This is a genomic window from Rhodococcus sp. GXMU-t2271 (assembly GCF_041414735.1).
GTDB lineage: Bacteria > Actinomycetota > Actinomycetes > Mycobacteriales > Mycobacteriaceae > Rhodococcus > Rhodococcus indonesiensis.
The window spans coordinates 62,764-84,625 of record NZ_JAUIZP010000016.1; the positions used below are offsets into that span (position 1 = coordinate 62,764).

At 70.5% G+C, this 21,862-nt stretch carries 23 protein-coding genes; 4 read left to right on the forward strand and 19 right to left on the reverse strand.

Going from position 1 to position 21,862, the window contains the following annotated elements:
- Position 1 precedes the first annotated feature (1 nt).
- The 8 genes from QYS60_RS05800 to QYS60_RS05835 form a co-directional block, all read right to left on the reverse strand.
- Complete coding sequence (locus QYS60_RS05800; protein ID WP_003938756.1) at positions 2 to 1,210, reverse strand: acyl-CoA dehydrogenase family protein; 1,209 nt, start codon at positions 1,208 to 1,210, stop codon at positions 2 to 4.
- Positions 1,211 to 1,242: 32 nt separating this feature from the next.
- Entirely contained in the window at positions 1,243 to 3,444 is a 2,202-nt protein-coding gene (locus tag QYS60_RS05805) for an acyl-CoA dehydrogenase (protein WP_371382643.1), read from the reverse strand.
- 3 nt (positions 3,445 to 3,447) lie between these two features.
- Positions 3,448 to 4,584: a steroid 3-ketoacyl-CoA thiolase gene (locus QYS60_RS05810; protein WP_371382644.1), complete on the reverse strand. Its 1,137-nt coding sequence runs from the start codon at positions 4,582 to 4,584 to the stop codon at positions 3,448 to 3,450.
- 103 nt (positions 4,585 to 4,687) lie between these two features.
- Positions 4,688 to 5,893 (reverse strand): DegT/DnrJ/EryC1/StrS family aminotransferase, encoded by a 1,206-nt coding sequence (locus QYS60_RS05815; protein ID WP_371382645.1) that lies wholly within the window; start codon positions 5,891 to 5,893, stop codon positions 4,688 to 4,690.
- 29 nt (positions 5,894 to 5,922) lie between these two features.
- Entirely contained in the window at positions 5,923 to 7,122 is a 1,200-nt protein-coding gene (locus QYS60_RS05820; protein WP_054372627.1) for a lipid-transfer protein, read from the reverse strand.
- Positions 7,119 to 7,529 (reverse strand): MaoC/PaaZ C-terminal domain-containing protein, encoded by a 411-nt coding sequence (locus QYS60_RS05825; RefSeq protein WP_003938761.1) that lies wholly within the window; start codon positions 7,527 to 7,529, stop codon positions 7,119 to 7,121. The genes QYS60_RS05820 and QYS60_RS05825 overlap by 4 nt, the downstream gene beginning before the upstream one ends.
- Positions 7,526 to 7,936 (reverse strand): Zn-ribbon domain-containing OB-fold protein, encoded by a 411-nt coding sequence (locus QYS60_RS05830; protein WP_003938762.1) that lies wholly within the window; start codon positions 7,934 to 7,936, stop codon positions 7,526 to 7,528. Before QYS60_RS05830 ends, QYS60_RS05825 begins: the two co-directional genes overlap by 4 nt.
- Positions 7,936 to 8,499: a MaoC family dehydratase N-terminal domain-containing protein gene (locus QYS60_RS05835; protein ID WP_003938763.1), complete on the reverse strand. Its 564-nt coding sequence runs from the start codon at positions 8,497 to 8,499 to the stop codon at positions 7,936 to 7,938. The genes QYS60_RS05830 and QYS60_RS05835 overlap by 1 nt, the downstream gene beginning before the upstream one ends.
- Positions 8,500 to 8,639: 140 nt before the next feature.
- Here QYS60_RS05835 and QYS60_RS05840 point away from each other — a divergent pair, with 140 nt between their 5' ends.
- Positions 8,640 to 9,218: a TetR/AcrR family transcriptional regulator gene (locus QYS60_RS05840; RefSeq protein WP_054372629.1), complete on the forward strand. Its 579-nt coding sequence runs from the start codon at positions 8,640 to 8,642 to the stop codon at positions 9,216 to 9,218.
- Between the two features lie 22 nt (positions 9,219 to 9,240).
- Here QYS60_RS05840 and QYS60_RS05845 read toward each other — a convergent pair whose 3' ends face one another.
- The 7 genes from QYS60_RS05845 to QYS60_RS05875 form a co-directional block, all read right to left on the reverse strand.
- On the reverse strand, positions 9,241 to 10,446 hold the full coding sequence (locus QYS60_RS05845) for a CoA transferase (protein WP_289378019.1): 1,206 nt from the start codon (positions 10,444 to 10,446) through the stop codon (positions 9,241 to 9,243).
- On the reverse strand, positions 10,443 to 11,678 hold the full coding sequence (locus tag QYS60_RS05850; protein WP_371382646.1) for an acetyl-CoA C-acetyltransferase: 1,236 nt from the start codon (positions 11,676 to 11,678) through the stop codon (positions 10,443 to 10,445). Before QYS60_RS05850 ends, QYS60_RS05845 begins: the two co-directional genes overlap by 4 nt.
- The gene (locus tag QYS60_RS05855) at positions 11,665 to 13,365 is read right to left on the reverse strand and encodes an AMP-binding protein (RefSeq protein WP_289378018.1); all 1,701 of its coding nucleotides are present in this window, start codon (positions 13,363 to 13,365) and stop codon (positions 11,665 to 11,667) included. Before QYS60_RS05855 ends, QYS60_RS05850 begins: the two co-directional genes overlap by 14 nt.
- Positions 13,362 to 14,219 carry an alpha/beta fold hydrolase gene (locus tag QYS60_RS05860; RefSeq protein ID WP_371382647.1) on the reverse strand — a complete coding sequence of 286 codons (858 nt, stop codon included), beginning with the start codon at positions 14,217 to 14,219 and terminating at the stop codon, positions 13,362 to 13,364. The genes QYS60_RS05855 and QYS60_RS05860 overlap by 4 nt, the downstream gene beginning before the upstream one ends.
- The gene (locus QYS60_RS05865) at positions 14,216 to 14,959 is read right to left on the reverse strand and encodes a hypothetical protein (RefSeq protein ID WP_289378017.1); all 744 of its coding nucleotides are present in this window, start codon (positions 14,957 to 14,959) and stop codon (positions 14,216 to 14,218) included. The genes QYS60_RS05860 and QYS60_RS05865 overlap by 4 nt, the downstream gene beginning before the upstream one ends.
- Positions 14,956 to 16,152: an acyl-CoA dehydrogenase family protein gene (locus QYS60_RS05870; RefSeq protein WP_003938770.1), complete on the reverse strand. Its 1,197-nt coding sequence runs from the start codon at positions 16,150 to 16,152 to the stop codon at positions 14,956 to 14,958. The genes QYS60_RS05865 and QYS60_RS05870 overlap by 4 nt, the downstream gene beginning before the upstream one ends.
- A gap of 87 nt (positions 16,153 to 16,239) precedes the next feature.
- Positions 16,240 to 16,842: a TetR/AcrR family transcriptional regulator gene (locus QYS60_RS05875; RefSeq protein ID WP_040784002.1), complete on the reverse strand. Its 603-nt coding sequence runs from the start codon at positions 16,840 to 16,842 to the stop codon at positions 16,240 to 16,242.
- A gap of 122 nt (positions 16,843 to 16,964) precedes the next feature.
- Here QYS60_RS05875 and QYS60_RS05880 point away from each other — a divergent pair, with 122 nt between their 5' ends.
- From QYS60_RS05880 to QYS60_RS05890, 3 genes are read left to right on the forward strand one after another with little or no spacing between them, the layout of a single operon-like run.
- A complete protein-coding gene (locus QYS60_RS05880) occupies positions 16,965 to 17,459 on the forward strand; it encodes a nuclear transport factor 2 family protein (RefSeq protein ID WP_003938772.1) in 495 nt (164 codons plus the stop codon).
- On the forward strand, positions 17,456 to 17,791 hold the full coding sequence (locus QYS60_RS05885; RefSeq protein WP_003938773.1) for a DUF485 domain-containing protein: 336 nt from the start codon (positions 17,456 to 17,458) through the stop codon (positions 17,789 to 17,791). The genes QYS60_RS05880 and QYS60_RS05885 overlap by 4 nt, the downstream gene beginning before the upstream one ends.
- Positions 17,788 to 19,404 carry a cation acetate symporter gene (locus tag QYS60_RS05890; protein WP_289378016.1) on the forward strand — a complete coding sequence of 539 codons (1,617 nt, stop codon included), beginning with the start codon at positions 17,788 to 17,790 and terminating at the stop codon, positions 19,402 to 19,404. The genes QYS60_RS05885 and QYS60_RS05890 overlap by 4 nt, the downstream gene beginning before the upstream one ends.
- 50 nt (positions 19,405 to 19,454) lie before the next feature.
- Here the strand turns inward: QYS60_RS05890 and QYS60_RS05895 are convergent, their stop codons facing one another.
- From QYS60_RS05895 to QYS60_RS05910, 4 genes are all read right to left on the reverse strand, one after another.
- Positions 19,455 to 19,643 carry a hypothetical protein gene (locus QYS60_RS05895; RefSeq protein ID WP_003938775.1) on the reverse strand — a complete coding sequence of 63 codons (189 nt, stop codon included), beginning with the start codon at positions 19,641 to 19,643 and terminating at the stop codon, positions 19,455 to 19,457.
- A 151-nt stretch (positions 19,644 to 19,794) separates the two neighbouring features.
- A complete protein-coding gene (locus tag QYS60_RS05900; RefSeq protein WP_054372637.1) occupies positions 19,795 to 20,325 on the reverse strand; it encodes a DinB family protein in 531 nt (176 codons plus the stop codon).
- Positions 20,326 to 20,409: 84 nt separating this feature from the next.
- Positions 20,410 to 20,592 (reverse strand): hypothetical protein, encoded by a 183-nt coding sequence (locus QYS60_RS05905; RefSeq protein ID WP_003938777.1) that lies wholly within the window; start codon positions 20,590 to 20,592, stop codon positions 20,410 to 20,412.
- A gap of 42 nt (positions 20,593 to 20,634) precedes the next feature.
- Positions 20,635 to 21,822: an acyl-CoA dehydrogenase family protein gene (locus QYS60_RS05910; protein ID WP_371382648.1), complete on the reverse strand. Its 1,188-nt coding sequence runs from the start codon at positions 21,820 to 21,822 to the stop codon at positions 20,635 to 20,637.
- Positions 21,823 to 21,862: the final 40 nt, after the last annotated feature.

Consider the following 21,862-nt stretch of genomic DNA (forward strand, 5'->3'; position numbering starts at 1 on the left):
GTCAGCTCCTCGTGCTGGTGGGGGCGTCGGTGCGGCGACGGGCGGCGAGCGTCATGCCGAGGCACTTGGCGGCGACGATCTCGCGCATCACTTCGTTGGTGCCGCCGCCGAAGGTGTTGTTCTGGGCTCTGCGCGCCAGGGTTTCGACGCGTCCCTCGACGACGGCTCCGGGGCTGCCGGGCCGCAGCAGGCCACGGACGCCGAGGATCTCCTGCATCTTGCCGTAGGCGGTGACGACCGCCTCCGTCCCGAAGATCTTGGCAGCGGCGGAGTCTCCGCCGCCGAGCGTGTTCGCGGCGACGTCCGCGACGAGCCGGAGGTTGACGAGATCGGCGGCGCTGAGCAGTGCGTACGTCTCCGCCAGATTCGTGCGCACCCAGGGCAGGTCGTAGACGGTCCCGGCGCCCAGGGGCTCGGACTGCGCCCAGGCGAGCACGGCGTCGTACAGCTCGTTCGCGATGCCACCGCGGGCCGCGAGCGCGACCCGCTCGTGGTTGAGTTGGTTGGTGATCAGGCCCCAGCCCTGGTTCAGCTCGCCCACGACGTTGGTCAGCGGCACGCGGACGTCGTCGTAGTAGGTGGCGGAGGTGCTGATGCCACCGACGGTGTGGATCTCGGTCACCGAGAACCCGGGCGCCGACGTCGGTACCAGCACCACCGAGATGCCCTGGTGCCGCGGCGCGTCCGGGTCGGTGCGGACGGCCAGCCAGATCCAGTCCGCGTAGACGCCGGCGCTGGTGAAGATCTTGTTGCCGTTGATGACCAGTTCGTCGCCCTCGATGCGGGCGCGGGTCTGCAGCGAGGCGAGGTCGGTGCCCGCGTTCGGTTCGGTGTAGCCGATGGCGAAGATGAGTTCACCGGCCAGGATCGGCGGCAGGAAGAAGTCCTTCTGCGCCTGGGTCCCGTGCTTCATCAGCGCCGGCGCGACGGTGTTGAGCGTGACCAGCGACAGCGGTGCGCCGGCGCGGATCACCTCGTCGTAGAACACGTACAGGGCCTCGGGATCCTCTCCCCGCCCGCCGTATTCGGTGGGCCAGCCGAGACCGAGCCACCCGTCGCGGCCCATCCGTCGCAGGATGCGGTCGAACACGGGTCCGCCCTCGGTCTGGTCGACGAGGGCGCGCCGGTCGTCGTCGTCGATGATCTCGGCGAAGTAGTTGCGTAGTTCGGTGCGGAGCCGACGTGAATCGTCGGACAGTTCCGGGTGCATAGCCCCTCCAGGTGGATGTGGTGTGGTCGGTGTCAGCGCGGCAGTCCCAGCACGCGACGGGCGATCACGTTCAGCTGGATCTCGATCGTGCCGCCGCCGAAGAGCACCGCGGGCAGACCGAGGTGGTCGAGCATGTGTCCGTCGTCGTCGGCGGCGCCGAGCGGACCGAGCAGCGAGACCAGCCCGCGCGAGCCGTCGCGTTGGGCGAGGGCACTGAAGACCTTCTGCACGCTGATCTCCGCCCCGGCGTCGAGACCGGACAACCGGCGCAGCACGCTGCGCAGGTTCATCGCCGACAGGGCCATCTCGCGGCCGGTGTTGCGGCCGAGGACGCGCAGTGCGTCGTCGCGGGCGGCGGCGTAGCGGCCCGACTCGACGACGTCGCGCACCCGTGCGGCCGCACCGTGCGCGAGCTGTGCGCCCATGCTGAGCCGTTCGTTGGCGAGGGTGGTCACCGCGAGGCGCCAGCCCTGCCCCGGTTCCGAGACCAGGCAGTCGTCGGGGACGAAGACGTCGTCGAAGAACACCTCGTTGAACTCCGCCCGCCCGGTCGCCTGCCGCAGCGGTCGCACGTCGAGCCCGTCGCTGCGCATGTCGACGAGGAAGTACGAGATGCCCTCGTGCTTGGGCGCATCGGGATCGGTGCGGGCCAGGCAGATGCCCCAATCCGCCTCGTGCGCCATCGAATTCCACACCTTCTGCCCGGTGAGGACCCAGCCACCGGCCACCTTGCGGGCGCGGGTGGACAGCCCGGCGAGGTCCGAGCCGGCGCCCGGCTCGCTGAACAGCTGGCACCAGACGATCTCGCCGCGCAGGGTGGGGGTGACGAACCGCCGCTGCTGGTCCTCGGTGCCGTGCCGCAACAGGGTGGGCAGGGCCCACTCGCCGATGACAGTGGTCGGCAGTTCGAGGCCGCGGCGCGCGAATTCGTCTGCGATCACGGCCTGTTCCTGCGGTCCGGCCGCGAGGCCGCAGGGCCGGGGATAGTGCGGCGCGACGAGTCCGGCCTCGGCGAGCCGGGCGCGACGTGCCCCGCCGCGTGCCGGCGCCCAGCCGTCGCTGCGCACCGCGTCGTCCGGCAGTGCCAGTACTTTGTCGAGGACGGCACCGACCTGCGCACGCAGCTCCGGTAGCGCATCGGCTTCGACGAAGGAGTAGTCGCGCTCGCCGGACAGCGCGAGCTCACCGAGCCGGCGTGCCCAGACGTCCTCCGGGCCGGCGACGGAGGCGATCGACAGTGCCCGTCGCCAGTACAGGTGCGCGTCGTGTTCCCAGGTGAATCCGATACCGCCGAGCAGGGTGACGCATTCGAGCGCCACGTCCACGGCCGCCGGGACGGCCGTCAGCCCCGCCTGCGCTGCCGCGAGACGCTGCTGCTCCCGGTCCTGCCCGACCGACCGGGCGGCGTCCCACGCCGCCGCGCGGGCGATCTCGCTGCGCACCAGCATCATCGCGGCCTTGTGCTGCACGGCCTGGAAGCTGCCCACGGGTCGGCCGAACTGGTGACGGTTACGGATGTGGTCGACGGCGGTGTCCAGCGCCCACGCCGCGATTCCGACGGCCTCGGCGCCGAGCACGGTGTTGACGATCAGCTGCACGTCGTCGTCGGCGATCGCCGGGAGCAGGTGCTCGGGTGTGATCGCCGCTGCGGACAGTCGCAGTCGTCCCACCGATCGGGTGAGGTCCACGCCGTCGGCGGTCTCGACCTCCCCGGCGGTGGGTGGGAGCCGGAACCACACGGGCGCGCCGTCGGCGGTGGCACGCACGATCACCTCGTCGGCGCCCGGCAACCCGAGTACCGGCTCGGAGACACCGGTGACCGTCCATCCCTGTCCCGACGCGGTCGCGACGAGGCCGGGGGTGGTGACGGCGGCGCCGGTCGCGCCCTCGGCGAACCGCCGCAGCAGGTCCGCGACGAGGCCCTCGGGCGGGAGGGTGGCGACCAACGCCCCGGCCAGCACGGTCGGAACCCACGGGCCGGGAACGAGGGCGCGGCCGAACTGCTCGGCCACGACCGCGAGTTCCGGCAGTCCCGCCCCACCGCCGCCGTGCTCCTCGGGCAGGTGCAGGGCGTGCAGACCCTGCGCGACGCACGCATCCCAGAGCTCCGGCCGCTTGCCGGCCGCCAGGTCGGCGAACGCGGCGCGGGTGCGCTCGATCGGGGCGTGCCGACGGGCGAGCCCCGCGACGGCGTCGGCGAGGTCGCGGTGGTCGGCGTCGAGTGCAATGGCCATGACCTACATCCGTTCCAGGATCATGCACGTGGTGGCGGCGGACGCGCAGATGGCGATCATCGCGACCTGCCGGTCCCGCCGTTCGAGCTCGTCGATTGCGGTGGCCAGCAGCCGGATTCCCGTCGCGCCGGCCGGGTGACCGAGGGCGATGGCACCGCCGCCGACGTTGAGCACGTCCGGGTCGACCTCGAGCACCTCGGCGAACGACATCGGCACGGCCGCGAAGGCTTCGTTGACCTCGAACACGTCCACGTCGGCGACCGTCATCCCGGTGCGGTCGAACAACGTCTGCGCCGCGGCCACCGGACCGTCGAGCATGAACTCGGTGTCGCCGCCGATGACGCACTGCGCGAGCAGCCGGGCCCGCGGTGCCGCGCCGAGTTCTCGTGCCCTGTCCTCGGACATCAGGATTGCGGCGCTCGCCCCGTCGGACACCTGCGACGAGGTGCCGGCGGTGTGCAGGCCGCCCTCGATCGTGGGACGCAACCGCGCGAGCGCCTCCGGGCTGGTCTCGCGCAGTCCCTGGTCCCGGGTGACGGTGGTGCCGCCGTCGTCGCCCGGGACGGCGACGGGGATGATCTGCCGGTCGAACCACCCGGCGTCCCAGGCCGCGCGCGCCCGCTGCTGCGACCGCAGTCCGAACGCGTCGAGGTCCTCACGGGAGAAGCCGCGGTGCCGGGCGATGCGGTCGGCCGCGGTGTACTGGTCGGGGGTGTCCACCGACCACGACGCCGGTCGCGGGGTGCCGGCGCCGGTGCCGACCTTGTAGGTGAGCGGGACGCGCGACATCAGTTCCACGCCGCACGCCAGGCCGACCTCGAGGGTGCCGAGCGCGATCTGCCCGGCGACGAGATGCACCGCCTGCAGCGCGGTGCCGCACTGGGCGTCGATGGTGGTGGTCCCGGTGTGGGAGGGCAGACCGGCATGCATCCACGCGGTGCGGGTGATGTTGCCGAACTGCTCGCCGATCGGGGTGACACACCCGCCGACGGCCTGCTCGACGAGGGCGGCGTCGAGGCCGAGCCGGTCGAGCACGCCGCGTTGCGCGAGACCGAGCAGCTCGGCGGCGTGCAGGCCGGAGATCCAGCCGTCGCGCTTGCCGAAGGGAGTGCGTGCGGCGTCGACGATCACGGGTTTCATGCGGGTACCTCCGGTCGGGTCCACTGTCGGTTGCCGAGCCCGAATTCGTCGACGAGGCCGAGACCGTCGGAGCTGCGGCCGGTGAAGCGGGACGACACGGCGATCACCGCCACTTCGCGGCGAACGCGTGGATCGCGTCGGTCACGCGGGTGACTTCCTCGTCGGACAGCCCGTGGCTCATGCCGAGCGTCATGCCGCGCTCGAACACCGCATCGGCCTCGGGCAGGCCTTCGTCCGGCACGCGGTGCTCGACGCCGGCCATCATGGGATGGCGGGTGATGTTGCCGCTCCACACGGTTCGCGTGTCGATGCCCTGCGCTTCGACGAACTCCTGCAGGTCGCTGCGGGAGAACGGGGCGTCGGCGGTGACCGTGACGGGATAGCACAGCCAGGCGGTGTCGAGACCGTCGGTTTCGACCGGCGTGCGGAAGAATTCGGGGTAGGCACCGTATGCGGCGGTGAATTCCGCGAAGGTCTTGCGGCGCCGCTCGTAGTTCTGCGCGAGCTTGTTCAGCTGCACGACGCCGTAGGCGGCGCCGAGTTCGGACGGTTCGAAGTTCCACGGCAGCAGATCGAAGATGAAGTCGTTGTCGTAGTCGACCCCGTCCAGGTCCTCCCGGAAGACACGGCCACCGCCGTTGCCGAACAGGTTCGGCTCGGAGCGACGTCCCCAGCGGCGCAGCAGAAGTGCACGATCACGGGTCTGTTCGTCGTCCATCATGACCATGCCGCCGGTGCCGGCACACGTGATGATGTGGGCCATGGAGACACTGGTGACGCTCAGGTCGGCGCGCGCACCGGTGGGGGTGCCGTGCAGCCGTGCGCCGAGGGTGTCGCAGGTGTCCTCGACGACCTTCAGGCCGTGCCGGTCGGCGACGGCCCGGATCGCGTCCCAGTCGGGGCAGTTGCCGGCGAGGTTCGGGATGAGCACGGCGCTGGTGCGGTCGGTGACCATCGCCTCGATCTTGGCGACGTCGACATTGAACGTGTCCGGTTCGACGTCGACGAAGACCGGTGTCAGGCCGGCACGCACGAGGGGCGCGACGTCGGTGGAGAAGGTCAGCGGCGAGGTGATGACCTCGCTGCCCTTCGGCAGGTCGAGCAGCTCGACGGCGAGGTACAGGCCGGAGGATCCGGAGTTGCACATCACGCCGTACTGCTTCCCGGACAGTTCGGGGATGCGGCGTTCGAGCTCGAAGACGTTCTTGCCGATGCGCAGCCCCTGATGGCCGCTGCGCAGGACGTCGACCACCGCTCGGATTTCGTCCTCGCCGTGGGTGGCGCGGGCATAGGTGATGCGTTCGGTCATGTTCGGACTTCCTCTGAATGGGTGGTCGGTCAGTTGTCGGTGGAGAGCACGAGTGCGCTGTGCGGCACCGGGGAGCCGCCCGTGACCAGGACGTTCGCCACGTCCTTGCCGGGCTGGTTCACCGACGTGCCGCGGATCAGGCGCACGCCCTCGGCGATTCCGTTGACGCCGTGGATGTATCCCTCGCCGAGTTGGCCGCCGTGGGTGTTGACGGGCAGGCGGCCGCCGAGTTCGAGGTTGCCGTCCGCGATGAAGTCCTTGGCCTCGCCGCGGCCGCAGAACCCGTACTCCTCGAGTTGCAGCAACACCATCGGAGTGAACGCGTCGTAGAGGATCGCGGCGTCGATGTCGTCCGGATCGATACCGGCCTGATCCCACAGCTGCCGTGCCACCAGCTCGACCTCGGGCATCTCGTCGATGTCCTCGCGGTAGTAGCTGCTCATGGAGATCTGCTGGGGTCCGACGCCTTGCGCGGCGGCGGAGACGACGGCCGGCGGGTGCGGCAGGTCGCGGGCCCGCTCGGTGCTGACGATGACCAGGGCCTGACCGCCGTCGCTCTCCTGGCAGCAGTCGAGGAGCCGCAACGGATCGGCGATCATCCGGGAGTTCTGGTGGTCGTCGAGGGTGATGGGCCGCTCGTAGAACCAGGCCCTGGGGTTGACGGCGGCATGCTTGCGCGAGAGCACGGAGATGCGGCCGAAGTCGGCGCTGGTCGCACCGTACTTGTGCATGTAGCGCCGGGCGAGGAACGCCTCCTGCTGGGCGGGAGTGAGCAGCCCGTAGGGGTTGATCCAGTTGCGGTATTCCTGGTCGGTGTTGGCCGTGTAGGCGAACGGCGGCGGCCCGGCGCCGAACCGGGTGCCGGAGCGTTCGTTGAAGGCCCGGTAGACGACCACGACGTCGGCGACGCCGCTCGCGACGGCGAGCGCGGCCTGCTGCACGGGTGCGCACGCGCCACCGCCACCGTGCGGGATGCGGCTGAAGAACTTCAATTCGGGGATGCCGAGTGCGCGTGCGACCGCGATCTCCGGGTTGGTCTCCATCGTGAACAGCGCGAAGCCGTCCACCTCCTCGACGCCGATCTGCGCGTCCTCGAGTGCGGCGAGCACGCTCTCGCAGGCCAGCTGCCATTCGCTGCGCCCGGAGTTCTTGGAGAACTCGGTGGCGCCGATACCGGCGATCGCTGCCTTGCGGGCGAAGCCCCCGCCGGGAATTGTCCTGCCGCTCATCGTGTCTGTCCTTCGTACGGTGCGACGGTGACCTCGGCGGTCACGTGCGTTCCTCGGGCGTTGCGGCCGAGCACCTCGACGGTGACGGCACCGGCGTCGACGCGGGTCACCGTCCCGGTCAGACGCATGGTGTCGCCGGGAAAGTTGGGGACGCCCAGCCGCAGTGCGACGCGGCGGATGCGGGCGGTCGGCCCGGCCCAGTCGGTGATGTACCGGTCGACGAATCCGTTCGTCGAGTTGATGCTCATGAAGATGTCGGGCGTGCCGCGCTTTTCGGCTGCGCCCGGATCGTGGTGCACGTCCTCGAAATCCTGGGAGGCGATCGCGGTGGCGACGATGGTGCTGCGATCGAGCGGTAGGTCCAGTACCGGCAGTTCGGTGCCGACGGACACGGCCGGCAGGCTCATGCGGCACCTCCGCCCGGCAGGCGCAGCTGCGGCAGGATCTCGCCGTGTGCGTGCTCGGCGAAGCCGACCTCGAGCTCCATGCCGATCCGCAGCCGGTCGTGCTCGACCCCAGCGATGTCGGCGACGATCCGGATGCCCTCCTCGAGGTCGATCAGCCCGACCGCGAGGGGATAGTCGAAGGACGGGTCCTTCGGGTGGTGGATCACGGTCCAGCTGTGCAGGGTGCCCCGCCGCGACGACTCGACGGTGTCCCACTTGAAGGAACGGCATTTCGGGCACGCCGGTCCCGGCGGATGCCGGAGTGCGCCGCAGTCGCTGCAGCGCTGGATCTCGAGCCGGCCCTCGCGGGCGGCGGCGAACCAGAATTCGTTGTCCTGGGTGACAGTCAGCCTGGGAACGGCCGTCATCACGCCTCCTCGGTGGTGTTCGGGTCGAAGCGGAGCAACCGGAATCGCTCCTCGACGAGCAGTTCGCCGTGCTGGTTCTCGTAGCGCTTGTGCAGGGTGACGAAGCAGCCGCGGCCCAGGCCGGTGCGTTTGACCGGGGAGATCGACTCGATGGTGAAGTGCGCGGTGACGTGGTCGCCCGGGACGAGTTCGCGGTGGTAGTCCTGCTCGACATTGGTGGCGACCACGGAGGTGAAGCCGTGCCGGTCCAGCAGTGTCATCAGTTCGGAGTAGGCGAAGTCCTCGGTCCGCCCTTCGGCGCGCAGCCGCTGCACCTCACGCCAGCGCCGGTAGCCGGCCATCACCCACGTCGAGATCATCGCGGGCGGGCACACCACGCCCGGTCGTCCGGTGGCGCGGGCCGCGTCCCGGTCGACGTAGACGGGGTTGTAGTCGTCGTGGGCCTCGGCCCAGTTCCGGATCATCGCCTCGTCGACGGCGTACCGGGCCACCCGGGCGGGCTCGGCCTCCCGCCCGACGTACTGTTCGAACTCCCGTTCCAACTCCTGTTCCAGCGTCGGCACGTCCGCACCACCTTTCTTGAGCAAGCGCTTGGTGCAGTACGGTAGGCGCGGGTGCCCCGCCGGAACTGCCCGTTCCCACTCAGTTGGAACGGACGGCAGAAAACTCGAACCGAACGGGCGAAACGGAAGGAGAAGTGGCCATGACGTCGGACCGACGCGACGAGATCATGCGGCTCGCGGCCGAACTCTTCGCAACCAAGGGGATCGCCCCCACCACGGTCCGCGACATCGGCGAACGCGCGGGAGTGTTCTCCGGCAGCCTGTACCACTTCTTCACATCGAAGAATGCGATCGTCGCCGAGATCCTCAGCGGCTTCATGGCCGACATCGACCAGCGCTTCCGGCGCGTGGTGGAGACATCGACGAGTGCCCGCGAGACGGTGCGCGGCCTGATTCGGCAAACTCTCGCCGTGATCGAGGAACATCCCCACCCGACCGCGATCTACCAGCAGAACCGGCAGTACCTGCGCGACAACGGCCTGCTCGACGTCGTCGACGCGCCGTCACGCACGGTGCGCGACTACTGGCTCACCGCCCTCGCCGCCGGCGTCGCCGACGGCAGCTTCCGCTCCGACATTCCCGCCGAGGTCTTCTACCGCACCGTGCGGGACACGCTGTGGGCGAGCATGCACTGGCCGGGACGCGACGACTACACGACGGACGAGTTCACCGACCTGCTCGTCGCGCTGTTCTTCGGGGGCTTCGCCGAGGAGAAATGACACCGTGTTCGCGGGCGTGGTGCTACGCCCCGTCGGGCCGGGCCGACGGCGCCGGCGTCCCCGCCTGGGCATCCAGGAGCGCGTCGATGCTGCCGGCTCCCAGCCCGAGTTCCGCGAGCACCTCGCGGGTGTGCTGGCCGTGGCTCGGCGCCGGGCGCGCCCCGGTGTACGTCCCGTCCCAGCGCAACGGGGAGCGCGCCGTCGGTACCGCACCGACGCCGGGCTGTTCGACGCGCTCGATGACGGCATACTCGCGGGCGGCCACCTCGTCCATGGTCCGGTACGGCGCCCACAGCACCCGGCTGCCGGACAGTTCCTTCTCGATCTCGGCGAGCGTGCGCGCCGCGAACCACGGACGCAGGATCGCGGTGATCTCGTCCCGCGCGGCGTAGCGGTCGCCCTCGTCGGCGAATCGGAGCCCGCGATGCCGCTCGAGCGCCGCGAACACCTCGGCGGTGCCGGTGACCTCGACGAGCCCCCGCCACTGGGCGGCGGTGAGGCCGACGACCATCACGGCACGGCCGTCGGCGGTGGCGAAATCCGACCCGTAGCTGCCGTAGAGCGCGTTGCCCTGCCGCTCCCGGCCGGCCCCGCGGTCCTCCGCCTCGGCCAGCCAGCCCATGCTCGCGACCGCGGACACGGCGACGTCCTCGAGGGCGAGTTCGAGGTAGGCGCCCTCGCCCGTGCGGTCGCGCCGCCGCAGCGCGGCGACGATGCCCAGGGCCGCATGCACCCCGGTGAGCAGGTCCCAGGCCGGTAGCACGTGGTTCACCGGGACGGTCCCATCGACGGGTCCGGTCATCAGGGGCAGGCCGACCGCGGCGTTGACGGTGTAGTCCACGGCGGGCGAGCCGTCGGCGTTGCCGGCGATGTGCAGGTGGATCAGGTCGGGCCGGCGCGCGGTGAGCACGTCGTGTGCGAGCCAGGACGCGCGAGCCGCGTTCTCGAGCACGATGCCCGCCTCGGCGATCAGGTCGGTGACGACGGCGCGGCCGTCGTCGCTGCGCAGATCCACCGCGACGGACCGCTTGGCCTGGTTCAGGCCCGTCCAGTACAGGCTGGCTCCCGACTCCGCGAGGGGCCAGCGACCACCGTCGACCGCGCCGCCGATCGGGTCCACGCGGATCACGTCCGCGCCGAGTTCGGCGAGGATGCGCCCGGCGGTCGGGCCGGCGACGAAGCTGGACAGGTCGACGACGCGGACCCCGTCGAGCGGCCGGGTCGTCATGCGACCCGCTCGAAGATCGCCGTCAACCCTTGCCCACCGCCGATGCACATCGTCTCGAGGCCGTATCGTACTCCGCGGCGGTCGAGTTCGCGCAGCAGCGTGGCGAGGATGCGCACGCCGGTCGCCCCCACCGGGTGACCGAGCGAGATCCCCGAGCCGTTGACGTTGGTCCGCTCGAAATCGGCTGCCGTGAAGCCCCACTCGCGGGTCACCGCGAGCGCCTGGGCGGCGAACGCCTCGTTGAGTTCGACGAGGTCGATGTCGGCGAGCGTGAGACCGGCCCGCTTCAAAGCCTTCTCCGTCGAGGGCACCGGTCCGATGCCCATCTCCGCCGGGGCGACGCCGGCCACCGCCCACGTGACCAGCCGGCCCAGCGGTCGCAGACCGAGCCGCTCCGCGTGGGCGCGGGTCGTGACGAGACATGCTGCGGCACCGTCGTTCTGACCGCTGGCGTTGCCGGCGGTCACCGTCGCCTCCGGGTCCTGTGCCGCCATGATCGGCCGCAGCTTCGCGAGGGTGTCGACGGTGGTGTCGGCCCGCGGGTGCTCGTCCCGGTCGACGACGCGGTCGTCGCCCCTGCGCTGAGGCACCGACACCGGCACGATCTCCTCCGCGAACACCCCGGAATCGATCGCCGCCACCGCACGCCGGTGCGACTCGACCGCCAGCTCGTCCTGTTCGCGACGACCGATCCCGTACTTGCGGCGCAGGTTCTCCGCGGTCTCGAGCATCCCGCCCGGGACGGGATGGTTGCGCCCACCGGCGGTGACGCGGCCACGGGCGAGCCGGTCGTGCAGCGCGGCCGGCGCGCCCTTGGCGCCCCACCGCATCGATTCGGTGTAGTACTCGGCGCGGCTCATGGATTCGACGCCGCCGGCGATCACGACGTCGGCCACGCCCGTCTGCACGCGCATCGCGGCGTCGAGCACGGCCTGCAGCCCGGAGCCACACCGCCGGTCGAGTTGCAGGCCCGGCACCGTCACCGGCAGGCCCGCGTCGAGCGCGGCGACGCGGCCGATCGCGGGGGCCTCCCCGTTGGGGTAGCACTGGCCGAAGATCACGTCGTCCACCGACTCCGGGTCGATCCCGGTGCGGGACAGCAGCTCCGAGATCACCCGGGCGGCGAGGTCGGTGGCGGGGACGTCGACGAACACCCCGCCGTACCGGCCGACGGGCGTGCGCAGGGGCTCGCAGATCACCACGTCGCCGGCGGTCGCATCAGTTGTGGTCATGTCGGAAGTCCCTTTCCCGGTCGGTCCAGTCCTGCGCCCACTCGCGCAGTTCCACGGCACGGATCTTGGTGCCGTTGCCGCCCACCGTCGTGGGCATCGCCTCGATGACGTGAATCGCCGTGGGCACCTTGAACGCGGCAAGCGTCTCGGCACACCAGGCCTTCAGCGACGCCGCATCGAAGTCGGTCGGGTCGTCGCCGGTGGGGACGACGAAGCCCACGGCTCGGGTGTAGCCGCCGTCGCCGGTGATGCCGACGACCTTGGCCGTCCGCACCCCGGGGTGCTCGGCCAGCCGGTGTTCGATCTCGGCGGGGTCCACGAGAAATCCCCGCAGCCGCAGCACGTCTCCCATCCGGCACACGTAGGTGTAGCCTCCGTCGCCGGTCGCGACGGCGAGATCGCCGCTGCGGAACCAGCCGTCGGCGGTGAACGCGCGCGCGGCGGCGTCCGGGTTGCCGAGGTACGCGTCGACGACGTTGGGGCCACGCAGTTGCAGCTCGCCCTGCTCGCCGTCCGGAAGCACCCGGTCGTCGAGCGGGTCGGCGATACGCACCCGGATCGCCGGATCGACCGGCCGGCCGCCGCCGTTCCAGCGCACCGCCTCCGGGTCGTCGTCCGACCAGAGCAGGGTCAGCGCGAACACCTCGGACGAGCCGAACACCCCCGAGGTGTGGGCGGCGAACTCGTCACGGGCCCAGCGGGCGATCTCGTGGGAACGGCCGAGGAAGTCGGCGATGCCGAGCCACTTCAGCGCGGACAGGTCGGCGCGCACCTCGCCGCGCCACGTGTCGTACAGGCGCCCGAACAGGTCGTCCCCGCCCACCACGTGCGTGACGTGCAGGTGCTCCATGCGGCGCAGCGTCGCCGCCGCGTCGAAGACCGGTTCCATGAGGAGCGTGGCGCCCCCGGCGAGGGCGGCCATCGCGGTGCTGTAGCCGAACACGCCGGACACCGGCAGCACGCACAGCGCGACGTCGCCGGGGACGACCCGCATGACCGCGGCGTCCGCGCGGGCATGCCGCACCACCGCGGAGTCCCGGTGCGCCGCGAGCTTCGGGGTGCCGGTGGAGCCGGAGGTGGTGAACGCGACGGCCAGCGGATCCGCCGGATCGTCCTCCGCCCCGGCTGGGGTGGATAGGGCGGTGTCCGGGGTGTCCGGCGCGCGCACCCCCCGGGTGTCGCCGCTGCCCGCCCACCAGCAGCCCGCGCCGAGATCGAACCCCGTGGGATCGCCGGCGTCGGTGCCGGGGCCGCCCACGACGGCGACCGCGGGGGGCGGCACCGTCGCGGTGCCCGCCGCGTCGCGCAGGGTGCCGAACAGGTCGAGCCCGTGGAAGCCCGCCGCGACAGCGACGACCGCGGGCCGCGCGGCCGTGAGGATGTGGGCCACCTCCCCGGTGTTGTAGCGGGTGTTGACCCCGATGACGTGGGCACCGAGCGCGGCGGCCGCGAACTGCCAGACGAGCGCGTCGGACCAGTTGGGGAGCAGGACGGCGACGCACCGGCCGCGTTCGACGCCGACGGCCTCGAGTTCGGACCGCAGTGCCTGTGCGCGGCGGCGCAGCTCGGCCCGGCTGCAGGGCAGCAGCCGGCCGTCGGCGGCGTCGTAGGTGGCCACGGCGTCCGGATCTGCGGCGACGAGGTCGTCGAGGAAGGTGGTGAGCCCCGCGGTGGTCGTGGCGGTCACGACAGCACCTCCGCGGTGGCGGCTCGCAGGTCGGTCAGCCACGAATCGGCGAGGCCGGCGAAGTCGTCGACCTCCTCCATCGGGTAGTGACCGATGCCCTCGAGCCGGGTGAACCGGGCGCGTCCGGGAGAGATCTCGTTGATCCGTTCGGCGAGGTCCGCGACGGCGTCCGCCTCGAGCCACGGGTCGTCCGATCCGACGACGAGGTGCAGGGGGCAGGTCAACTGCGACAGGCGGTCGCGGACGTCGTGGGTGCCCCAGCCGATGAGGTCGGACGAGGAGATCTCCGGGTCCTCCCGCTTGTGCATGAGGGCGATCCGGTGCGCCGTGTCGGCGGATACCGAACGCCCGACGGAGGCGAGGGTGCCGAGGTAGGTGCGTTCGGCACGCGACGGCCCGGCGACGTCCTCGAGTTCGCGCCGCAAGCCGGCGACGTTGACCCGGCCCGGAGCGGCCTCGGCCTCCATCGCGACGGCGCCGGCGAGCGGCCGGTCCGGCCGGGTGGCGAGTTCGAGGGTCAGCTTGCCGCCGATGGAGCAGCCGAGCACGTACGGCCGGTGCACGTCGAGCGCGTCGAGGAGGGCGCCGAGCCAGTCGCCGTAGGTGGTGAGGCTGGTGACCGGTCCGGCCGGGGCCGGTTCGGAGCGGCCGTGGCCGGGCAGGTCGGGTACGAGGACGCGGTAGCCGCGGACGGCGAGGTCACGGGCGACGTGCCGCCACTGCACCCCGCTCTGGCCGGCGGTGTGGAGGCACAGCACGGTGGGCAGCGGGTCGGCGGCGGGAGTCCCGTGGGGGGTGACGATTTCGACGAATCCGAGGGCTCCGTCGATGTCCAGGTAGCGGGCCTCGATCATGAGCGGGCCTTTCTCGCGACGGCACGGGCGTGGCCGATGATCAGGTTCAGCGGCTTGGTGAGCCGGAGGTACTCGTATCCGTCTCCGGTGGCGGAGAATTCGCCACCGATCGCGCGGCGCATGAAGTCGTCGCGCTCACCGAGGATCAGGTCGGCCCACAGGTGGTCCGGTGCGACGAACGTGAAGGTGGCTCCGTGCGGGGTGCGGCGGGTGACGTCGACGATTCGGCCACGGTAGATCCGCAGGTGCACCTCGCGGTCGCCGCTGCGCAGGCCGACGGTGCCGTCCCAGGTGGCCAGCGACGACGCGAAGGCCGGATCCTCGGTGAGGCTGTCGCGCAACAACTCTCCCCACGCGGGGGTGCAGAACTCGAGTTCGGTGGCGGTCGCGGCGGGCGAGTCGAGCTGCCAGGTCTCGGTCCCCTCCTCGCGGACGGCGCCGGTGGCGTCGAGCACGCGGACGAACCGCTCGGCGGTGGTGCCCGCGACGCGGGTGACGACGGCCTCCGACCGGATCCGGTCCACCGCCGTGACCGGTGCGATCGCCGTCCAGCGCAACCCCGTGCGGTGCGCGGCCGGCACGCGCGCGGTGAGCAGCTCGGCGGCCACGGTGCCGAGGGCGAACGTGCCGGTGGGAAGGACGATTCCGGACTCGCAAAGCAGCTCGGAGGCCATCCGGACGGGGCTGGCGGCGCGATCGCCGACGCGGACGGTGTGCGAGGTGGTCACGATGGTGCTCATGCGGTTTCCGGCCTTCCGAGCAGCTCGTCGGAGATGATGCGCATCTGGATCTCGCTGGTGCCTTCGAAGATCTTCGTCAGGCGGGCGTCGCGCCAATGTCGTTCGACCTGGAAGTCCGTGGTGTAGCCGGCGCCGCCGTGGATCTGCACCGCCTCGCTGGTGACCTGCTCGGCCATCTCTGTGGCGACGAGCTTGCACATCGACGCCTCGAGCGAGCAGCGGCGTCCGGTGTCGATGTCGGTGGCGACGGAGTACATGAGCTGGCGCGCCGCCTCGATGTCGGCTGCCATCTTCGCGATCTTGAACCGCAGGTGCTGGAAGTCGCCGATGGGACGGCCGAACTGGCGCCGGGTGTGCACGTAGGCGATCGAGTCCTCGAGGGCTGCGCGGGCAAGGCCGATCGCGCGGGCGGCGGTGTGGGCCCGGCCGACCTCGAGCCCGGAGACGGCGAGGTAGAAGCCCTTTCCTTCCTCGCCGAGCATCTTGTCGGCGGGGATGCGGAAGTTGTCGAACGACAGTTCCCAAGTGCTCCAGCCGAAGTAGCCGATCTTGCGGACCTTGGTGCCCGAGATCCCCTCCGGGAAGACGCCGCGCTGCTTCTCGACGAGGAACGCGCTGATTCCCCGGTGCGGCTTGGCCGGATCCTTGCGCGGATCGGTGCGGGCGAACAGCACGAGGTAGTCGGCCTCGTCGGCGTAGGTACACCACATCTTCGTGCCGTTGACGACCCATTCGTCGCCGTCGCGGACGGCCCGGCAGGAGATGTTGGCGACGTCGGAGCCGGCCTCCGCCTCGGACAGTGCGTACGCGCCGAGGTATTCGCCGCGGGCCACCTTCGGCAGCAGGGCGGCCTCCTGCGCGGGGGTGAAGCCGCCGCCCATGCCGTTACCGCGGGCGAGCAGCCCCGACACGCTCATCCAGGCCCGGGACAGTTCCTCGGCCACCAGGCAGTACTCGAACACGCCGAGGCCGAGGCCGCCGTGCTCCTCGGGGATCATGATGCCGAAGAACCCGATCTCGGCCATCTCCTTCTTCAGCGAGTCGGGGATGGTGCCCTGGACCGGGTCGAGTTCGTTGGCGACGGGCAGCACCTTCGTCATGGCGAAGTCGCGGGCGAGGTCGCGGATGGCGAGGCGCTCTTCGGTGAGGTACCGCGGGGTGTCGGTGCGCGGCTGCGACGGCCGGTGGGTCATTGGGGACTCCCTCGATGAACCAGTATCTGGTCATTAACGCTTGTTCACCCAGTAGAGCATGACGCCGCCCACACGTCAACGGCCGGTTCAGGACGGGCGGTAGCCGAGCAGATTGAGGGCGTAGCGGCCGTAGTCGCCGGCCACCTCGGTAGCGCTCAGCGGTCCGTCGGGCCGGAACCACAGCGGGATCCCGGCACACATCGTCAGGACGGCGGTCACCGCCTGGTGCACGTGCGGGACCTCGAATATGCCCAGTTCAACGCCTTTTTCCGCAATGTCGACGAACAGCTGCTCCTGGGCGTCGCGCGAGCCCACGACCCGCTTGCGGTCCACCTCCCCCAGGTACCGCAGCTCGGTGTTCGCCACCAGGCACTCGCGCGGGTTGCGGGCGGTGAACAGCGCATGCGCCACCACGGCCGTGCGCCATTGCTCGGCGGGATCGGGACCGGCCTTGCGCAGGGCGGTACGCGTGGCGGTGAACTGCTCGTCGCTGGCCGCGCGGAGGATCTCGACGAGCAGTTCCGACTTGTTCTCGAAGTGGTTGTAGACGTTGGCGGCGCTGCAACCAGCACGATTGGCGATCGTACGCATCGTCGCGCCGTGGAAACCGGCCGCGAAGAACTCGTCGAGCGCCGCGTCGAGGATCCGGTCGCGGACGCCCACCAGGGCCGTGCCCGATCGAGTGTTCATGAGGTGCAGGGTAGAGGCCCGGGTCGGGACCAGCAAGAAGTCCGTCTTGACGCTGCCATTGCGCTCCATTTATGGTCCACCTCACATGAACATGCGTTAACCACTTCATCGAAGGACGCGCTGTGACCACCCTCCCCGACATCACGCTCGCCGAGCGGATCGCCCGCCTCGAGGACCTCGAGGCGATCCGCTCGCTCGACGCCCGCTACTGTCGCCATCTCGACGACGGCGACTGGGACGCCCTGATGGACCTGTTCACCGACGACGGCGAGTTCGACGGCCTGTCCCGTCCCCGCGGCAAGGCCGAGATGCGCGAGTTCTTCGCCGGCCTCGCCGCCGGCGGACTCACGACGTTCTGGCACTTCATCACGAACATGGAAATCGACCTCGACGGCGACCGCGCCACCGTGCGGTCGTTCCTGTGGCAGCCCTGCGTCACCGACGGCACCCCCGCGATCGCCGCCGGGCGCTACACCGACGAGGTGGTCAAGGTCGACGGCCGCTGGCGCTACCGCGTCAAGCAGGTCCGCTTCCACTTCTTCGGCCCCCTCGAACAGGGCTGGGACGAGAACCTGTTCGCGCTCGAGACGGCGCGGCGTGCGGCGGTGCGACCGTGACCGAACTGCGCACGCAACCGACCTGGAGCGCGATGCTCGCCCTGCCCGAGGTCGTCGAACTGCGCCGCCGTCGGCGCACCGTCACCAACTCCCTCGGCGGCCTCGCCATCGCCCTCTTCGCGTCCTTCCTCGTCGGCTTCGCCTACTTCCCCCACTTCCTCGGCGAGACCGAACTGCTCGGAGTCCCCCTCTCGCTGTGGGTCGTGTTCTCCCAGTTCGCCGGGACGTGGGTCCTCGTCTACGCCTACTTCCGGCTCACCCGCACCTACATCCAGCCCGCCGCCGACGCGGCCGTCGCGGCCGTCCTCGAGAACCAGGAGCGTGCGGCATGACCGGCGACGCCGACTACCTCGCCATCGCGATCTGCGCGGCGGTGATCTCGCTGACCCTGTGGGTCACGTTCGCCGTGTCCCGGCGGGCCCGCAGCGCCGACGGATTCTTCGCCGCCGGCCGCTCGATCTCGAGCTGGCAGAACGGTTTCGCGATCGCCGGTGAATTCATCTCGGCCGGAAGCTTCCTCGGCACCACCGGCCTGATCTTCTACAAGGGTGTCGACGGTGCGGTCATCCTCTGCACCTCGGTGATCTCGTTCCTGCCCGTGCTGTTCCTGCTCGCGGAGAAGATGCGCAACGTGGGCAAGTACACCCTCGCCGATGTGCTCGTGTTCCGCACCGAGGCACGCAGTGTGCGAGTCGTCGTGGCGCTGAGCACCATCGCCACCGGCACCTTCGTGTTGCTCGCGCAACTCGTCGCGGCCGGGGTGCTGCTCGAGTCGGTCTCCGGTATCCCGTTCTGGCTGTCCGTCATCGTCGCCGGCACCCTCATGGGCATCTACGTCTTCGTCGGCGGCATGCTCGCCACCACCTGGGTGCAGGTCATCAAGTCCACGATCCTGTCGGTCCTCGCGATCGTCGTCGGCCTGGGCATCCTCGCGCAGTTCGGGTTCAGCTTCCCGAAGGTCCTCGACACCGCGACCGATCACGCGGTCGCGGGCGAGGCCGTCCTGTCCCCCGGCCTGATCTTCGGGCAGACCAGCGCGCTGAACCTCGTCTCGTACTCGCTGGCGTTCGCGCTCGGCACCGCGGGCATGGCGCACATCCTGATCCGCTTCTTCACCGTCCCCGAGGCGAGCACCGCACGACGCTCGCTGGGCTGGACCGTCGCGCTGTGCAGCATGTTCTACCTGATCGTCATCGTGATGGGCTTCGGCGCCGCCGCACTGCTGGGCGACGGGGGCGCCGATCGCATCGGTGCCGGGGGCAACCTCGCGGCGCCCGTGCTCGTCACCGAACTCGGTGGGGGCGTGGGCACGATCGGCGGCTCGATCGCCCTCGCGATGGTCGCGGCGGTGGCCTTCGCGAGCATCGTCGCCGTCGTCGCCGGCGTGGTGATCTCCGCCGCGGGCACCTTCGCCCGCGACATCTGGCCGGCGCTGACCCGCACGCCGCCGGTGGACGAACTCGACGTCGCGGCCCGCACCCGCGAGGAGAATGCGCAGGCCCGCGTCGCCCGGTTCGGTGCCGTCGCATTCAGTGCCCTCGCGATCGGGCTGACCATGCTGATCGGCGACGACACCAACATCACCTACTTCATGGGCATGGCGTTCATGGTGGCCGGCAGCGCCCACCTGCCGTCGCTGGTGCTCAGCCTGAACTGGCGGCGCTTCAACAGCACCGGCGCCGTGTGGGGAATCCTCACCGGCCTGATCTCGACCGTCGTCAGCCTCATGTTCACCGAGGCGCTGTGGCTCGGCAGCGGGCCGGCACCCCTGACGATCCAACTGCCGGTGATCGTCACCATGCCGCTCGGCCTGGCCGCGTGTGTCGCCGGTTCGCTGATCGGTGAGAAGCGGCGCGGGCGCACCGCACACGAGGACGAGAAGTTCGCGGAGATGCTCGTGCGCGCCGAGACCGGCATCGGGGCGGAGGTCGCGACCGCCCACTGACGATCACGGGCACCCGCACTCGGCAGATGCGAGTGCGGGTGCCCGTCATGTCAGGGCAGGTCGAACAGCGTCGGATGGTCCTGCTGCGCCTGCTCCGCGAGCACGGCGCCGTGTCTCTCGCACATTTCACGGGCGATGTGCTCGGGGCACGCGAGTTCACGACCGATCTGTTCCCAGTCCCACCCGGACGCGTGCAGTTCCCAGGCGACGCGGCCGTCTTCGTCCCAGAGTGCCGACATGGGCCGATACTGCTCCCGGAAACCGCGAGCACCAAGGACATCCGACCGCGTGTCGCCGATCGCCGCGATTCGGCGGCGACCCCGCGCCCGAAAGTGCTTCCTGCGCGCGTGAGAACGCGCGCAGGAAGCACCGCGGCGCGCGACGACCCGGCTAATCGAAGGTCATCCCCGCGTCGGCGCCCTGCTGCCTGGTGGTGTTCGCGCCGTCGAGGGATTCGCGGATGATGTCGGCGTGGCCGCTGTGGTGGGCGGTCTCCCGGATGATGTGCAGCAGCACCTTCCGGGCGCTCCACCACTGTCGCTCCGGGGCCCACGGTGCGGTCGGCAGCGGCACCTGCAGGTCGAGGTCCTCGAGGCCGGCGACGAACGTCTCCGTCTCCTTTGCGATCGCCTCGTACCGTTCGAGCAGTCCGGCGACGGTGTCGTCGTCGCGCATGAAGTACTGCTCCATCGCGGACTCCAGGTCGAACTCGGCGGTGTCGTCGAGCGTGCGGATGGTGTCGATCCAGTGCTGTTCGGTGGTCGCGACGTGCCTGAGCAACCCACCCAGGGTCAACTCGCTGACGGTGCTGCGGGTGCGGGCCTGCTCGTCGTCGAGGTTGCGGAGGGTGATCAGAAACGTCTTCCGCTGTTCTGCCAGGATGTCGAGGATGTCGGCGCGTTCCCCGGTCCGCTCGGTCATCTGGTGTCCGCCCTTCGTGAGGTCGATTCTCCTGCTACGACGACAGTAGGGAGGATTGCGGACGACTTCGGTCCTCGATAGCGATCAGGTGGCGAAGAAGACCGCGCCGGTCACCGGGACGAGGGTCAGGAACAGGACCGACAGGACGAACAGCGTGATCGTCAGCTTCCGGTTCCATCCGCCGCGGGTTCCGCTCGCGGCGAGCACGAAGAGCACGAATCCGATGCAGATGGACACGATGCCCACGATCACAGGTGTCTCGATCATCTGCTCATCATCGTTCAGCCGGTGGTCCCGCGACGACGCAGGTCACCGGAAGGCGGCCTCGCCGGTCAGGGCCTGGCCGATGGTCAGCTGGTGCACCTCGGAGGTGCCCTCGTAGGTCAGCACCGATTCGAGGTTGTTGGCGTGCCGCAGGACCGGGTACTCGCCCGTGATGCCGTTGGCACCGAGGACGGTGCGGCACTGGCGGGCGATCGCGATGGCCTCCCGGACGTTGTTGAGCTTGCCGACGCTGACCTGCGCGGGGGTGATCTCGCCGCGGTCCTTGATGCGGCCGAGGTGGTAGGCCAGCAGATGCCCCTTGCCGACCTCGAGCGCCATGTCGGCGAGCTTGGCCTGGGTGAGCTGGTAGCCGGCGAGCGGCTTGTCGAACACCTCCCGGGACTGCGCGTAGTCGATCGCGGTCTCGAGGCAGTCGCGGGCCGCGCCGATCGCCCCGAACACGATGCCGAACCGGGCCTCGCCGAGCGCGGTGAGCGGCCCGCGCAGCCCCTGCGCCTTCGGCAGCATCGCCGAGGCGGGCAGGCGCACGCCGTCGAGGACGAGTTCGGAGGTGACCGAGGCGCGCAGCGACAGCTTGGCGTGGATCTGCGGGGCGGAGAAGCCGGCGGTGTCGGTGGGGACGACGAAGCCGCGGATGCCGCGGGCGCCGTCGTCGAGGTCGGTCTGCGCCCACACGACGGCGACGTCGGCGATCGAGCCGTTGGTGATCCACATCTTGGTGCCGTGGAGAATCCAGTCGTCGCCGTCGCGTTTGGCGTGGGTGCGCATCCCGGCGGGGTTGGACCCGAAGTCCGGTTCGGTCAGGCCGAAGCAGCCGATGGCCTCGCCGGCGGCCATGCGGGGCAGCCACTGCTGCTTGTGTTCCTCGCTGCCCCAGTGGTGGATGGAGAACATCGCCAGCGAGCCCTGCACGGAGACCAGGCTGCGGATGCCGGAGTCGACGGCCTCGAGTTCGAGGCAGGCCAGGCCGTAGGCGGTGGCGCTCATCCCGGCGCAGCCGTAGCCGTCGAGGTGCATGCCCAGCACGCCGAGCTGCCCGAGTTCCTCGGCGAGCTCGCGGGCCGGGAGCTTCGCGTCCTCGAACCACCCGGCCACGTGCGGGCGGATGCGCTCGTTGCCGAACTTGCGGACGGTGTCGCGGATGGCGATCTCCTCCGGCTCGAGCAGGGCGTCGAGCGCGAAGAGCTGGGACAGCGGCTGGGGGTGGGTCATGTCTTCTCCGAAGTTCTCGTGCTGGAACGGTTGTGCTCTG

What these genes read in the sequence shown, in the direction of transcription:
- QYS60_RS05850 (WP_371382646.1), bottom strand. Translation starts at nt 11,678, where the DNA reads ATGACCACAACTGATGCGACCGCCGGCGACGTGGTGATCTGCGAGCCC.
- QYS60_RS05875 (WP_040784002.1), bottom strand. Translation starts at nt 16,842, where the DNA reads ATGAACACTCGATCGGGCACGGCCCTGGTGGGCGTCCGCGACCGGATC.
- QYS60_RS05860 (WP_371382647.1), bottom strand. Translation starts at nt 14,219, where the DNA reads ATGATCGAGGCCCGCTACCTGGACATCGACGGAGCCCTCGGATTCGTC.
- QYS60_RS05830 (WP_003938762.1), bottom strand. Translation starts at nt 7,936, where the DNA reads ATGACGGCCGTTCCCAGGCTGACTGTCACCCAGGACAACGAATTCTGG.
- QYS60_RS05810 (WP_371382644.1), bottom strand. Translation starts at nt 4,584, where the DNA reads ATGAAACCCGTGATCGTCGACGCCGCACGCACTCCCTTCGGCAAGCGC.
- QYS60_RS05910 (WP_371382648.1), bottom strand. Translation starts at nt 21,822, where the DNA reads ATGACCCACCCCCAGCCGCTGTCCCAGCTCTTCGCGCTCGACGCCCTG.
- QYS60_RS05840 (WP_054372629.1), top strand. Translation starts at nt 8,640, where the DNA reads ATGACGTCGGACCGACGCGACGAGATCATGCGGCTCGCGGCCGAACTC.
- QYS60_RS05825 (WP_003938761.1), bottom strand. Translation starts at nt 7,529, where the DNA reads ATGAGCCTGCCGGCCGTGTCCGTCGGCACCGAACTGCCGGTACTGGAC.
- QYS60_RS05865 (WP_289378017.1), bottom strand. Translation starts at nt 14,959, where the DNA reads ATGAGCACCATCGTGACCACCTCGCACACCGTCCGCGTCGGCGATCGC.
- QYS60_RS05870 (WP_003938770.1), bottom strand. Translation starts at nt 16,152, where the DNA reads ATGACCCACCGGCCGTCGCAGCCGCGCACCGACACCCCGCGGTACCTC.
- QYS60_RS05845 (WP_289378019.1), bottom strand. Translation starts at nt 10,446, where the DNA reads ATGACGACCCGGCCGCTCGACGGGGTCCGCGTCGTCGACCTGTCCAGC.
- QYS60_RS05815 (WP_371382645.1), bottom strand. Translation starts at nt 5,893, where the DNA reads ATGACCGAACGCATCACCTATGCCCGCGCCACCCACGGCGAGGACGAA.
- QYS60_RS05890 (WP_289378016.1), top strand. Translation starts at nt 17,788, where the DNA reads ATGACCGGCGACGCCGACTACCTCGCCATCGCGATCTGCGCGGCGGTG.
- QYS60_RS05895 (WP_003938775.1), bottom strand. Translation starts at nt 19,643, where the DNA reads ATGTCGGCACTCTGGGACGAAGACGGCCGCGTCGCCTGGGAACTGCAC.
- QYS60_RS05820 (WP_054372627.1), bottom strand. Translation starts at nt 7,122, where the DNA reads ATGAGCGGCAGGACAATTCCCGGCGGGGGCTTCGCCCGCAAGGCAGCG.
- QYS60_RS05905 (WP_003938777.1), bottom strand. Translation starts at nt 20,592, where the DNA reads ATGATCGAGACACCTGTGATCGTGGGCATCGTGTCCATCTGCATCGGA.
- QYS60_RS05805 (WP_371382643.1), bottom strand. Translation starts at nt 3,444, where the DNA reads ATGGCCATTGCACTCGACGCCGACCACCGCGACCTCGCCGACGCCGTC.
- QYS60_RS05900 (WP_054372637.1), bottom strand. Translation starts at nt 20,325, where the DNA reads ATGACCGAGCGGACCGGGGAACGCGCCGACATCCTCGACATCCTGGCA.
- QYS60_RS05800 (WP_003938756.1), bottom strand. Translation starts at nt 1,210, where the DNA reads ATGCACCCGGAACTGTCCGACGATTCACGTCGGCTCCGCACCGAACTA.